Raw genomic sequence first — 12,875 nt, forward strand, 5'->3', positions numbered from 1 at the left:
GCGGTTCAGTCCGCCGCCCCGATCCGCGCCAGTTCCACCTGCTGGCGGAAGCGGAACAGCTCGATCTTGGGCTGGAAGCGATCGGACCGGACATAGAGGTCCGAATAGTAGATCGGCATCCCCTCGACGTCGAAATAGGTCCGCTGGAGGAGGAGCAGGGGCGTGCCCGGCGCCACCTCCAGCCGGCCCGCCATGGCCTGGTCGGCGGCGACGGCGGTCGAGACCTGGCGCACGCGGAAAGCCTGCACGCCGCAGAACTTCTCGATCAGCGGGATGGTGCGCGAGGTCTGCAACCGCTCGCCCAGGTCGGGCGGCAGGCGGGCGGCCAAGGCACCCGGCAGGTGGGCCGCGCAATAGGCGATCGGTCCTTCCGGCCGCACCCGGCTCCAGGCGATGCGCATGATCCGCTGGTCGGCCGGCAGGCGCAGCATCTGCGCCACCGGCGCGGCCGAGCCCTGCTCGAGATACTCGATCGCATGCAGGGCGAAGCGAGCCTCCGGGTCGACGATCAGCAGGTCCTCGAGCGCCCGCGCGCTCCAGTCCGGCCGAGCGGGGTCGTTCTCCAGGATGAAGGTGCCGCGGCCGGGAAAGCGACGCACGAGCTGGCGTGATACCAGTTCCTCGACGGCGGCCCGTGCCGTGTGCCGGCTGACCGAGAATTCCGCCATGATCTCATGGTCGGTCGGCAGCTTGGTGCCGATCGGATAGACGCCGCCGGTAATCCGCTCGCTCAAGGCTTGGTAGATCCGGTAGTAGGCGGGCACCGGGTCGCGACGCATCGCATTCCTTTCTCTGAACGGCCGCAGACTGGCGGGCCGCCGGGGGGCGGAACCTAGCCTCGGTCTGTCCGCGCGTCGAGCCGCCAGGATTTTCCCGCGATGCGGCCGATCAGTGACGGTCCGCCCGCTTCGGATCGAGGGTTTCGCGCAGGCCGTTGCCCAGCAGGTTCACCCCCAGCACCAGCAGGATGATCGCCCCGCCGGCCAGGTTGGCGATCCATGGCGCCACCAGCAGCCGGTCGCGGCCCTCGGCCAGGATGTTGCCCCAGGTGGCGGTCGGCGGCGGCAGACCGAGGCCGAGGAAGCTGAGCGCGGTTTCCTGAAGGATGAGCTGGGCCACCTGGAGCGTGGCGATCACCGTCAGGACCGGGGCCATCTGCGGCAGAATGTGGCGCAGCATGACGTAGCGCCCGCCTGCCCCCGACGCGATCGCGGCTTCGACGAAGGGACGCTCGCGCAGCGACCGGGTGAGGTTGAAGACGACGCGGGTGTAGGTCTCCCAACCCGCGAAACCCAGCACCAGGATCAGCACCGTCAGGCCGCCGCCGAAGACGGCGACGACGACGATCGCCAGCAGAATCTCCGGGATCGCCTGATAGGCATCGGCGAAGCGCATGATCAGTTGCTCCACCCGGCCACCGAGATAGCCCGCCAGCAGGCCCAGCACCGTGCCGATGGTCAGCGCCACGGCCATCGCCAGCAGGCCGACGGCGATCGACAGGCGCGAGCCGTGGATCAGGCGGGACAGCAGATCACGGCCGAAATTGTCGGTGCCCAGCGGATGGGCCCAGCTACCGCGATCGGCCCAGACCGGCGGGCGCAGGCGCAGCATCAGGTTCTGGGCATAGGGATCGTGCGGCGCCAGCCAGTCGGCGAAGATCGCCACGAAGGCCATGCCGACGACCAGCACCACGCCGATCGTGATCTTGAGATGGGGGCCGAAGATGCGCATGCCGGTCAGCGCATCCGGATGCGCGGGTCGATCGCCGCCTGGACGAGGTCGACCAGCAGGTTGGCGATGACGATGGTGACGGCGACGATGAACACGGACGCGATCACCACCGGCACGTCGCGCTGGAAGATGGCGCTGACCATCAGCCGGCCGACGCCGGGCCAGGCGAAGATGGTCTCGGTCACCACGGCCCCGCCCATCAGCCGGCCGAGTTGCAGGCCGATGAGGCTGACCACCGGGTTGATGGCATTGGGCAGGACATGCAGCCACAGGGCCCGCGCAGCACCGGCGCCGCGCGCCCGGGCGGTGACGACGAACTGCTCGCGCGCGGTTTCCAGCACGCTGATGCGCGTGACCAGGATGAAGTTCGGCACCAGGAAGGTGGCCAGGGTGACGGTCGGCAGCACCAGATGCTCCCAGCCGCCCCGGCCCGAGGTCGGCAGCCAGCCAAGGTCGAGCGCGAAGAATTGGATCAGCAGGATGCCGAGCCAGAAGCTGGGCATCGACTGGCCGGCCACCGCCAGCACCGATATGACGAAGTCCGGCAGCTTGTCCTTCCACACCGCGCAGGCCACCCCGCCCAGCACGCCCAGCACGATGGCCGCCGAAAGACCCAGGCCCAGCAGCAGCAGCGTCGCCTCCAGCCGCTCGCCGACGATCTGCATGGCGGCCATCTTGAACTGGATGCTGGTGCCGAAGTCGCCTTGCAGCAGGTCGGCCAGGAAGTAGGCGAACTGCACCGGGATCGGCTGGTCGAGGTGCAGTTCCGCCCGCAGCAGTTCCTCCTGCTCCGGCGTGGCGTCGAGGCCCAGATATATCGCCACCGGGTCGCCCGTCAGCCGCAGCACGACGAAGACGAAGGCGACCACCAGCAGCAGCGGGATCGGCACCAGCAGCAGGCGCCGGAGGACGTAGCGCACCGGTCGGGTCCGTTTCCTTGTGGGCGCGGCCTACTTCACCTTCACCTTGTGCAGGCGAAGCAAGGAGTCGCGGGACGGCTGCCAGCCTTCGACATTGGCCAGCCGGGCGGAGATGCGCGGCAGGCCGAAGAGGAAGATCGACGGCAGCTCCTCGTGCATGATCGCCATCATGCGGTGGTAGATGCGTAGCCGCTCGGCTTCGTCCAGCGTCGAGCGGCCCTGCTCCCACAACCGATCGAACTCGGCGTTGGTCCAGTAGTTACGCTTGCTGGCCTCGGTGTACCAGACGGTGTTGAAGTCCGCGTCGCCGACGCTGAACCAGCCGATCTGGTACATCGGCCCCTGTTCCTTGTTGCGATCGAGCTGCGACCACACCCCGCCCTCGACCACGTTGACCGTGGCGCGCACGCCGGCCGCCGTCATCATGCCAGCGGCCGCATTGGCGATGTCGACGTCCGACAGATAGCGGCCCGAGAGCGTGGTGATCTTGGTATCGAAGCCCTTGGGATGGCCGGCCTCGGCCAGCAGCGCCTTGGCCTTCGCCAGGTCGAACGGGCGGGCCTGGAGATTCGGGTTGTGGCCGAAGGTCGCCTTGGTGACGAGCTGGCCATCCAGCACCGAGCCGTAGCCGCCCAGCATCTGTTGCAGCAGGGTCTTCTTGTCGATCGCGTAGTCGACCGCCTGGCGGACGCGGACGTCGTTGAAGGGCGGCTTTCGCGTGTCGAAGGTCAGCACCAGGCTGACCGAGGATTCGATGGAATCGACCTTGAGGTTGCGCCGGCGCTCCACCGACGGCAGCAGGTCGACCGGCACTTCCTCGATGATGTGGGTCTCGCCCGCGATCAGCGAGGCGACGCGGGTGGCACCTTCCGAGATCGTGCGGATGCGCAGCCGCTTCATGGCCGGCGGCCCGCCCCAGTAGTCGGGGTTGGCGACCAGGTCGTAGCGATCGCCCGCCACCCACTCGCCGAACTTCCACGGGCCGGTGCCGACCGGCCGGCGATGAGCCTCGCGCTGGCCCAGCTTCTCGGTCACCGCCTTCTGCTCGACGGCGATGTCGGCCAAGCCGCGCAGCAGCAGGGGGGCGGGCGCGGCGGTGCGGATGTCGACCGTGTTCTCGTCCACCACCTCAGTCGCCACGATGCCGGCGATGCGGCCCTTGCGGACATAGACCGTCTTGGGATCGGTCACGTAGTCGATGGTGAACTTCACGTCGGCGGCGGTGAAGGGCGTGCCGTCATGCCACTTCACGCCGCGGCGCAGGTGGAAGCGCCAGTGGGTCGGGCTCAGCGTCTCCCACCGCTCGGCCAGGGCCGGGACCAGCTTGTCGTCGGCATCGCGGGCGACCAGCGGCTCCCAGGTCTGGAACACCAGGCTGAGGGTGATGTAGCCGCCGGCCGCCGGGCTGATGGAATCCGTGAATACGGCCGCGCCCACGACCAGCATGTCGTCCTTGGCCTGGGCCAGGCAAGGCGTGGCGAAGGACCAGGCGGCGAGTGCCGCCGTCCCGATCGCGGCGAGGAAGGGTCGCATCCGGATTCTCCCCGTGCTTCAGGTTGAGGGCTTCAGGTTGAGGGCTTCAGGTTTGCGGGATCAGGCCTGCTGCTCGCGCCAGCGATCGTCCCGCGGCAGGCGCGGGTTGTACGGTCGCGCGGCGTAGTAGGGCAGCAGCGGGCGGAACCATTCGAAGATGCGGCGCAGCTCGCCGATCGGCTCGTGATGCACATCCACGCGCAGGTCGATATAGGCGAACGGCTCGTCGCCATAGACCAGGATGGAGGACGAGAAGTGCCCGTCCGCCTGGCCACCGGCGGCCCCGCCGGCCTCGACCGCGCGCACCAGCCGCTCTTCCAGCAGCTCGTCGACGGTGGCGGTCATGGAGGCCGCCATCGCCTCGATCACCTGCGGACCGATGACGCCATTGCCCATGACGAGCCAGCCCTTGCCCAGGATGTGGCTGGCATGGGCGCCGTTCTCGGACCCGGTCATGGCAGCCGCATTGCCCCAGGCATCGACCACGCCGACCTGGCGCAGCGGCGCGTTGGGGTCGCTCGCCTCCAGCTCCTCGATGATCTTGCCGGCGTGGTAGCCCAGACCCATCAGCTTGGTGCAGAGCAGCGTCAGGCGCGGGTCGGCAATGGCCTGGACGGAGGCAGCCGCCATGCGCGGGATGACGACCGGGCAGCGGTTGCCGACGGCCGGCGCATGGGTCGCCATGGCGACGCCCAGCATCTTGGTCCGCGGGCAGCGGCCAACGACGGTGAAGGTCATGGCTACTTGCCCCCCTTCGCGGCGGCGCGCTCGGCCACCCAGTCCTCGACCACGCCGAGCGCCCAAGGCTGCCACGGCCGCGTCTCGTAATATTCGATCTGCGGGCGATAGATGTCGAACATGCGGCGCAGCTCGCCGATCGGCTCGACATGCTCGTCGACGCGCAGGTCGACCAGCGGATAGTCCTGGGTACGGTAGACGAGGAGTGCGGCCGAGTGCTGGCCGCCATGCTGCCCGCCGGCATCGCGCCCGGCCTCCAGCGCCGCCATCAGGCGCGCCTCGAGATCGTCGCCCGCCGTCGCCCGAAAGGTGTCGGCCATGGCCGATGCGGTGCGCTCGGAGATGAGGCCGTTGCCCATCGCCACCATGTTCGGCTCGCAGAAATGGCCCGACCAATCCTTGTTGTCGGACCCGGTGCGTGCCACCGCGTTGCCGTCGCGGTCGATGACCGAGATCTGGCGGTATTCGACATGCGGGTCGCTGGCGGCGATCTCGTCCAGCGTGCGCTGGGCCGAGTAGCCGAGGTCGAGCAGCTTCAGGCCGAGCGGGCCGAGGCGGGGGTCGGTCACCGCCATGGTGACGACGACGCCGAGGCCGGGGCGGATGAAGGGGCAGCGCGCGCCCACGCACATCGGCCGGGTCGAGATGGCGACGCCGTACTTGCCGGTGTCGGGACAGCGTGCCGAAATGGCGAACGTGGAGAATTCCTCGCCGAATGGCCCCAGCATTGCTTGGCTCCGTGGTTGCCGTTTCCTGGACGGTAGCCGACTGGCTTGCGGCAGGCAATGACCGAATGTATGGTCGTCCGGACAATTAGCCGGCACCGTTGCCGGCCGGAGGAGGCGCTATGACTTTCACCGTCGCGGCCCGCTGCCCCACCACCGGATCGCTTGGCATCTGCATTGCCACCAGTTCGCCCGCCGTCGGCTCGCGCTGCGTCCATGTGATGCACAATGTCGGCGTCATCGCCCACCAGGCGACGCCGGAGCCGCGCATCGCGCGCGTCGGCATGAAGCTGCTGGAGATGGGCTTCAAGGCGCCCAAGGTGATGCGCGAGCTGGAGGACAGCGACGTCGACGTGGAATTCCGCCAGATCGCCGTCATCGACATCCACGGCACGGCGTTGGCCCGCACGGGTGGCGAGAACCGGCCCTGGGCCGGGCACCTGGTTGGCGACGGCTTCGTCGCCATGGGCAACCTGCTGGAAGGCGCCCATGTGGTGCAGGCGATCCATGACGGCTACCTCGCCCATGCAGACCAGCCCTTCGACGAGCGGCTGATGCGCGCGATCGAGGCCGGCCGCGACGCCGGCGGCCAGGTCGAGGGCCAGACCTCGGCCGCCATCCTCGTCTACGACAACCAATCGGTCGCCCGCATCGACCTGCGGGTCGACCTGTCGCTGGAGCCGATCGCCGAGCTGCGCCGGCAGTTCGACTGGTTCCAGCCGCTGGTGCCGTTCTATGCCGAGCGCTGCAACAACCCGCGCGTCGGCCGCCACAAGGACTATCTGAAAGGCAAGGGCATCGAGCGGCAGTTCGGCGTGCCGCCGGCCCATGTCGCGGCCGCGCGCGCCGCCGGCAAGCGTCCGGGCTGACGACGCACGGCCCGCGGACGACATAAAGTCATGGCGCTGCTCGAGATCGACGACCTGTCCGTCGCCTTCGGCCCCGCCCGGCGGCCGACGATCGTGGTCGATCGCGTCGGCTTCACGGTCGACACACGCGAGACCGTGGCATTGGTGGGCGAAAGCGGCAGCGGCAAGAGCGTGACGGCGATGGCCGTCATGCGCCTGTTGCAGGAGCCGGGGCGGGTGGCGGGCGGGTCCATCCGGTTCGACGGCCACGACCTGGCCCGCCTCAGCGAGCGCGAGATGGCCCGGATCCGCGGCGACCGCATCGCCATGATCTTCCAGGAGCCGATGTCGTCGCTGAACCCGCTGCTGTCGGTCGGCGGCCATGTCATGGAGCCCTTGCGCCTGCATCGCCGCCTGTCGCGGACCGATGCCCGCGCCCAGGCGATCGCCCTGCTCGACCGCGTCGGCATCCCATCGGCGGCCCAGCGCATGGACGACTATCCCCATCGCCTGTCGGGCGGCATGCGCCAGCGGGTGATGATCGCGGCCGCCCTTGCCTGCAAGCCGGCCCTGCTGATCGCCGACGAGCCGACCACAGCACTCGACGTCACCATCCAGGCGCAGATCATGGACCTGCTCTCCGACCTCCAGGCGGAGTTCGGCATGGGGATCCTCTTCATCACCCACGACCTGGGCGTGGTGGCCGAGCATGCCCACCGGGTGGTCGTGCTCTATGCCGGCCGCGTCGCCGAGCGAGCCGACACCGCCGGCCTGTTTGACCACGCCGCCCACCCCTATACCGCCGCCCTCCTGCGCTGCATCCCCGACGACGCGGTCGAGGACCGGCTGGAGGTGATCGAGGGGTCGGTGCCGCTGCCGGCCGCCATGCCCGATGGCTGCCGGTTCGCGCCGCGCTGCCCCCGGGTGGTCGATGCCTGTCGCGCCGCCGAACCGCCGCTCGCCAGCATCGGAATCGGGCACGAGGCGGCCTGCATTCGACCGCTGTCGTCGCCGGCCGTCATCGGCGGCCAGGCATGACCGAACTGCTGCGCGCCCAGGGCCTCAGCAAGCATTTCCCGGTGCTGGGCGGGCCGCTCGGCATGAGCCGCATCGGCACGGTGCGCGCGGTCGACGGCGTCGACCTGACGGTGGCGCCGGGCGAGGTGCTGGGGCTGGTGGGCGAAAGCGGCTGCGGCAAGTCCACGCTGGGCCGGTTGCTGATCCGCCTGCTGGAGCCGACCGCCGGGTCCGTCACCTTCGACGGGCAGGACGTGACGGGGGCGGAGGGGGCGGCCCTCCAGGCGCTGCGCCGCCGCTTCCAGATGATCTTCCAGGACCCCTACGGCTCGCTCAACCCGCGCATGCGCGTGGACGAGATCGTGACCGAGCCGCTGCGCCTGGCCGGCCGGTCGCGCGAGGAGCGCCGCCGCCGCGCGCCGGAACTGTTGCAGATGGTCGGGCTGGCGGCCGAGCACGGCCAGCGCTACGCGCACCAGTTCTCGGGCGGGCAGCGCCAGCGCGTCGGCATCGCGCGGGCCCTGGCGCTCGACCCGGCCCTGATCGTCTGCGACGAGCCGGTATCGGCGCTGGACGTGTCGGTGCAGGCGCAGGTCGTGAACCTGCTGCGCGACCTGCAACGGGCGCGCGGCCTCAGCTACGTCTTCGTCTCGCACGACCTGCGCGTGGTGCGGCACATCGCCGACCGGGTGGCGGTCATGTATCTGGGCCGCATCGTCGAGATCGGCGCCAAGCGTACGATCTACAGCCACCCGCTCCACCCTTACACCGAGGCGCTGCTGGCCGCGGCCCCGCTGCCCCGGCCCGGCCGCCCGCGCGTCCGCGCGGCGGTGCGGGGCGAGATCCCCAGCGCCATGAACCCGCCACCCGGCTGCCCCTTCCATCCGCGCTGCCCGCTGGCGGTCGACCGCTGCCGGGTGGAAGTGCCGGCGCTCCGCCAGGTGGCCGAGCGCGAGGTCGCCTGCCACCTGGCCGACGCCCGTGCCTGAAGCGGGATCACGCCTGAAGCAGGATCACGGCGGACGATTGCACCCCGCGCAGGCGGCGTGCGACTGTCGCCACCATGCAGCGTCCCAATTTCTACGCGTCCAACGGCCTCGATCGGGTCAGCCACCTGCGGCGCGATGCGGCCTGGCTGGCTGAACGGCTGGCCGACCCCGAGAGCCGTATACAGCCGGTCTGGCGGTCGCAGAACTTCATCGCGCGCGGCGAGCAGCCGGCGGCGGGCTGGCTGCCAGCCGGCACGTTTCGCGACCATGTGGAAGCCGGCGCGACGCTGGCGCTGCTGGGCATCCATGGCGGCGTCGCCCATTTCGCGGTCGACCTGTCGGCGGTCGACGACCCGCTGGAGCTGCCGGGCGTAGCCGAGCTCGGCGACTTCTTCGACTTGCGCCGCGTCGGCCCGGCCTTGGCCCATGCCGAGGGCGGCATGATGGCCTATGCCCGCGGCATCCTGCACTGGCATTCCCGCCACCGCTTCTGCGGCGTCTGCGGCAGCCCCACCCAGTCGAGCGAGGCCGGGCACCAGCGCCGCTGCACCAACCCCGAGTGCAAGACCAGCCATTTCCCGCGCACCGACCCGGCCGTCATCATGCTGGTCCATCGCGGCAACCGCTGCCTGCTCGGCCGCCAGCCGCAGTTCCCGGCCGGCATGCATTCGACGCTGGCGGGCTTCGTCGAGCCGGGCGAGAGCCTGGAGGACGCCGTCGCCCGCGAGGTGAAGGAAGAGACCGGCATCGTCGTAGAGGACGCCATCTACCACTCCTCGCAGCCCTGGCCCTTCCCGTCCTCGATCATGCTGGGCTTCCACGCCCGCGCGGTCAGCGACGAGATCATGGTCGACCACAACGAGCTGGAATCGGCCGCCTGGTTCGAGCGCGACTGGATCCTGAACCATGCGGCCGACGACACCTTCCGCCTGCCGCGGCCCGATTCGATCGCCCGCCAACTGGTCGAGGACTGGCTGAAGGGCGCCGTTCCCGCCTGAATATCGCAAGCTGGGGAGGGAACCGGCGATCCGCCCGCGGCGTCCGCTGCGTATGATCGCCATGGCTTCCATCCTCTCGCTGCCCATCCTGTCGCTCCTGGCCCGCCCCGTCCTCGCCGCCCTCGCACTCGTCGGCTGCGCGCCGATCGACCTGCTGAACGCCGTGGTCGTGACCACGCCCGAGGAGCGACGGGTCGGCCTCGTCTATGGCGACGACCCGCGCCAGAAGCTGGACGTCTACCTGCCGCCGGCCACGGCCCGGCCGGCCCCCGTCATCGTCTTCGTCTATGGCGGCTCATGGACCGGGGGTGCGCGCGAGCAGTACCGTTTCGTCGGCCAGGAACTGGCCGCGCGCGGCTATGTCGCCGTCCTTCCCGACTATCGCCTGCACCCCAAGGCGCGCTGGCCGGCCTTCGTCGAAGACACGGCCGCCGCAGTCGCCTGGACGCTGCGCGAGGCCGGCGGGCTGGGCGGCGACCCCGGCCGCGTGTTCCTGATGGGCCACTCGGCCGGTGCCTACAATGTCGCCATGGTCGCGGCCGAGGCGAAGTGGCTGGCCGCCCACGGGGTCGATCGCAAGGCCATCGCCGGCCTGATCGGCCTGGCCGGACCGTACGACTTCCTGCCGCTCGACACCGAGGCGACGAAGGCCGTCTTCGCCCAGGTCTCGCCGCTTGAGGCGACGCAGCCGGCGCTGGTGGCCGACGCCGGCACGCCGCCGACCCTGCTGCTGCACGGCACCGCCGACGACACCGTCTATCCCCGCAATTCGCGCCGGCTGGCCGAGCGCCTGACGGCCATGGGCGTGCCGGTGGAGGTGAAGCTCTATCCCGGCGTCACCCATGCCGGGATCGTCCTGTCGCTGTCGCCCCTGTCGCGCAACGACCCGCCCGTCCCGGACGACCTTGCGCGATTCGTGGCGGCCGCGCGGCCGGCGGCTCAGTCAGCTTCGGCCGTCAGGTTGTCGGCACGGTAGGCATCGGCCGGGTAGACGCCAAGGATGCGCAGGTCGCGCGAGAAGAACTGCAGCTCCTCCAGCGCCAGACGCAGCGGCCGCTCCTCGGGATGGCCCTCCACGTCGGCATAGAACTGCGTCGCCTCGAAGCGGCCCTGCACCATGTAGCTTTCCAGCTTCGTCATGTTGACGCCGTTGGTGGCAAAGCCGCCCAGCGCCTTGTAGAGGGCGGCCGGAACGCTGCGGACGCGGAAGACGAAAGTGGTGATGATCGTGCCGCCGGAACGCGGGCCCGGCACCTGCGGCTCGCGTGCCAGAATCACGAAGCGGGTGGTGTTGTTGGCCGCATCCTCGATGTTGGCGGCGAGCGAGACCAGCCCGTAGATCTCGCCCGCCAGCGAGGAGGCGATGGCGCCGATGCTGGGATCGCCCAAGGCCGCCACATCGCGCGCCGCACCGGCCGTGTCGGCGGCCACCACCGCTTCGAGACCATGGCGGCGCAGGAAGGCCCGGCATTGCGGCAGGGCATGAATGTGGCTGCGCACCTGGCGCAGGCTGGACAGCGTGGCACCCGGCGGGGCCAGCAGGTGATGATGCACCGGCTGGAAATGCTCGCCCACGATATGCAGCCCGGAATGGGGCATCAGGTGGTGGATGTCGGCAACCCGGCCCGCGACCGAATTGTCGATCGGAATCATGCCCAGGCTCGCCTGGCCGTCCGCCACGGCCGCGAAGGCGTCGTCGAAATCGCCGCAGGGCAGCGGCTCGAACGCCGGGCGGGCGTTGCGGCAGGCAAGGTGCGAATAGGCGCCGAGCTGTCCCTGGAAGGCGATGCGGCCGGCAGCGGCTTTCGTCACGGGCATGGTTTCCTTTGTCGGGCGGCCGGGCGGCATGGTCAGCGGGGTCGGGCGGGCGCCAGGATGGCACGCGCGCGTTCGAGGTCTTCGGCCGTGTCGACGCCGAGCGGCACCGTGTCGACCAGGGCCACGTCGATGCGCATCCCGGCCTCCAGCGCGCGGAGCTGCTCCAGGCTTTCGCGCCGCTCCAGGATGCCCTGGGGCAGGGCCACGAACCGCTCCAGCGCCCGGCGGCGGAAGGCATAGAGGCCGATATGGTGGTAGAGCGGGCCGTCGCCGAAGGGGGCGGTCACGCGGGTGAAGTAGAGCGCGCGCGCCACCGGCCGGTCGTCGGCGAAGGCGGCGATCGCCTTCACCACGTTGGGGTTGGCGCGCTCCTCGGGCCGGGTGATGACGGCGGCCAGCGTGGTGATGTCGACGGCAGGGTCGGCCAGCGGGTCGAGCGAGCGGCGCACCAGGGCCGGATCGATCGTCGGCAGGTCGCCCTGGACATTGATGATCGCGTCGTACCGGCCGGCCGGATCGAACGCCTGGAGGGCCGCCCACACCCGGTCGCTGCCGCGCGGCAGGTCGGGATCGGTCAGCACGGCATGGCCGCCGGCGCGCTCGATCGCGTCGACGATCGGCTGGTCGCCAGCCGCCACCAGCACCGGCCCGGTCCCGGCTTCCATGGCCCGGCGCCAGACATGGACGATCATCGGTTCGCCATGGATGTCGGCCAGCGGCTTGTCCGGCAGGCGCGTGGCCGCCAGACGGGCCGGAATCACCACGATGGGGTGGACGGGAAGGGTCACGTCATCTCGTCATGCGTCGTTATGCCGCAGCGGAAAGCCCGGCCGTTACAACGGCTTGGCTCCCGCACCGCGACCCGATGAAGCACATTTTCCTGATGCTGTCAGCGGCTTTCGGATGTATCTCATGCCCATCCACCTTGCAGCCGCGGGTCCTGCCCGTCCGGGTGGATGGCTCCTCCGGACGGTGGGAGGCAGCCTTCCGGTTGAGCCTAGCGAGGAGCACGAGGTCGCGGCCATGAGTCTGGAGTCCAACAAAATCGCCGCCGCGGTCCTGATGGCCGGCGTGATCGCCATGACCTCCGGTTTCATCGCCGGAATCCTCGTCCATCCGCATGCGCTGAAGGAGAGCGTCTACAAGGTCGAGGGCGTCGAGTCCGCCGCCGCTGCCGCGCCTGCCGCCCCGGCCGTCCTGGCGCCGGTCGCGCCCCTGCTGGCCAGCGCCGACGTCGCGGCCGGCGAGGCGCAGTCGAAGAAGTGCGTCGCGTGTCACACCTTCAACCAGGGTGGGCCCAATCGCGTGGGGCCGAACCTCTGGGACATCGTCGGCGCCAAGCACGCCCATGCCCAGGGTTTCGCCTATTCCGACGCGATCAAGAGCAAGCCCGGCGACTGGACCTATGAAGACCTGAACGCCTTCCTGGCCAGCCCGCGCGCCTATGCGCCCGGCACCAAGATGGCCTTTGCCGGCCTGCCCAAGGCCGAGGACCGGGCGGCCCTGATCGCCTATCTGCGGACGCTGAGCGGCAGCCCCAAGCCGCTGCCTTGATCGG

14 protein-coding genes are annotated in these 12,875 nt (G+C 70.1%); 6 read left to right on the plus strand and 8 right to left on the minus strand.

Annotation, left to right across the window (positions count from 1 at the left end; all coding sequences use genetic code 11):
• Positions 1 to 5: 5 nt before the first annotated feature.
• From STVA_RS25745 to STVA_RS25770, 6 genes are all read right to left on the minus strand, one after another.
• Positions 6 to 779 (minus strand): GntR family transcriptional regulator, encoded by a 774-nt coding sequence (locus STVA_RS25745; protein ID WP_123690687.1) that lies wholly within the window; start codon positions 777 to 779, stop codon positions 6 to 8.
• Positions 780 to 888: 109 nt separating this feature from the next.
• Positions 889 to 1,731 carry an ABC transporter permease gene (locus STVA_RS25750; protein ID WP_123690685.1) on the minus strand — a complete coding sequence of 281 codons (843 nt, stop codon included), beginning with the start codon at positions 1,729 to 1,731 and terminating at the stop codon, positions 889 to 891.
• Positions 1,732 to 1,736: 5 nt separating this feature from the next.
• The gene (locus STVA_RS25755; RefSeq protein ID WP_123690683.1) at positions 1,737 to 2,651 is read right to left on the minus strand and encodes an ABC transporter permease; all 915 of its coding nucleotides are present in this window, start codon (positions 2,649 to 2,651) and stop codon (positions 1,737 to 1,739) included.
• A 30-nt stretch (positions 2,652 to 2,681) separates the two neighbouring features.
• Positions 2,682 to 4,184 carry an ABC transporter substrate-binding protein gene (locus STVA_RS25760; protein ID WP_123690681.1) on the minus strand — a complete coding sequence of 501 codons (1,503 nt, stop codon included), beginning with the start codon at positions 4,182 to 4,184 and terminating at the stop codon, positions 2,682 to 2,684.
• Between the two features lie 60 nt (positions 4,185 to 4,244).
• The gene (locus STVA_RS25765; protein WP_123690679.1) at positions 4,245 to 4,922 is read right to left on the minus strand and encodes a DUF1028 domain-containing protein; all 678 of its coding nucleotides are present in this window, start codon (positions 4,920 to 4,922) and stop codon (positions 4,245 to 4,247) included.
• Between the two features lie 2 nt (positions 4,923 to 4,924).
• Positions 4,925 to 5,650, minus strand: a complete 726-nt coding sequence (locus STVA_RS25770; RefSeq protein WP_123690677.1) for a DUF1028 domain-containing protein — start codon at positions 5,648 to 5,650, stop codon at positions 4,925 to 4,927.
• 119 nt (positions 5,651 to 5,769) lie between these two features.
• Between STVA_RS25770 and STVA_RS25775 the strand changes: the two genes are divergently transcribed.
• The 5 genes from STVA_RS25775 (at position 5,770) to STVA_RS25795 (ending at position 10,475) form a co-directional block, all read left to right on the plus strand.
• Positions 5,770 to 6,516 (plus strand): DUF1028 domain-containing protein, encoded by a 747-nt coding sequence (locus STVA_RS25775; protein WP_123690675.1) that lies wholly within the window; start codon positions 5,770 to 5,772, stop codon positions 6,514 to 6,516.
• Between the two features lie 30 nt (positions 6,517 to 6,546).
• Positions 6,547 to 7,533 carry an ABC transporter ATP-binding protein gene (locus tag STVA_RS25780; RefSeq protein WP_123690673.1) on the plus strand — a complete coding sequence of 329 codons (987 nt, stop codon included), beginning with the start codon at positions 6,547 to 6,549 and terminating at the stop codon, positions 7,531 to 7,533.
• Positions 7,530 to 8,501 carry an ABC transporter ATP-binding protein gene (locus tag STVA_RS25785; RefSeq protein ID WP_123690671.1) on the plus strand — a complete coding sequence of 324 codons (972 nt, stop codon included), beginning with the start codon at positions 7,530 to 7,532 and terminating at the stop codon, positions 8,499 to 8,501. Before STVA_RS25780 ends, STVA_RS25785 begins: the two co-directional genes overlap by 4 nt.
• A gap of 74 nt (positions 8,502 to 8,575) precedes the next feature.
• The gene (nudC, locus tag STVA_RS25790; RefSeq protein WP_123690669.1) at positions 8,576 to 9,499 is read left to right on the plus strand and encodes an NAD(+) diphosphatase; all 924 of its coding nucleotides are present in this window, start codon (positions 8,576 to 8,578) and stop codon (positions 9,497 to 9,499) included.
• Between the two features lie 61 nt (positions 9,500 to 9,560).
• Complete coding sequence (locus tag STVA_RS25795) at positions 9,561 to 10,475, plus strand: alpha/beta hydrolase (RefSeq protein WP_170216516.1); 915 nt, start codon at positions 9,561 to 9,563, stop codon at positions 10,473 to 10,475.
• Here the strand turns inward: STVA_RS25795 and STVA_RS25800 are convergent.
• Complete coding sequence (locus tag STVA_RS25800) at positions 10,439 to 11,317, minus strand: prephenate dehydratase (protein ID WP_123691342.1); 879 nt, start codon at positions 11,315 to 11,317, stop codon at positions 10,439 to 10,441. The two genes, STVA_RS25795 and STVA_RS25800, sit on opposite strands and share 37 nt — an antisense overlap.
• 32 nt (positions 11,318 to 11,349) lie before the next feature.
• Positions 11,350 to 12,105, minus strand: a complete 756-nt coding sequence (locus STVA_RS25805) for a 3-deoxy-manno-octulosonate cytidylyltransferase (protein ID WP_123690665.1) — start codon at positions 12,103 to 12,105, stop codon at positions 11,350 to 11,352.
• Between the two features lie 235 nt (positions 12,106 to 12,340).
• On the opposite strand from STVA_RS25805, the gene STVA_RS25810 reads away from it, so the two are divergent.
• Positions 12,341 to 12,871, plus strand: coding sequence for a c-type cytochrome (locus STVA_RS25810; RefSeq protein WP_123690663.1), 531 nt, complete (start codon positions 12,341 to 12,343; stop codon positions 12,869 to 12,871).
• Positions 12,872 to 12,875: the final 4 nt, after the last annotated feature.

Source organism: Stella humosa, assembly GCF_006738645.1.
Taxonomy (GTDB): domain Bacteria; phylum Pseudomonadota; class Alphaproteobacteria; order ATCC43930; family Allostellaceae; genus Allostella; species Allostella humosa.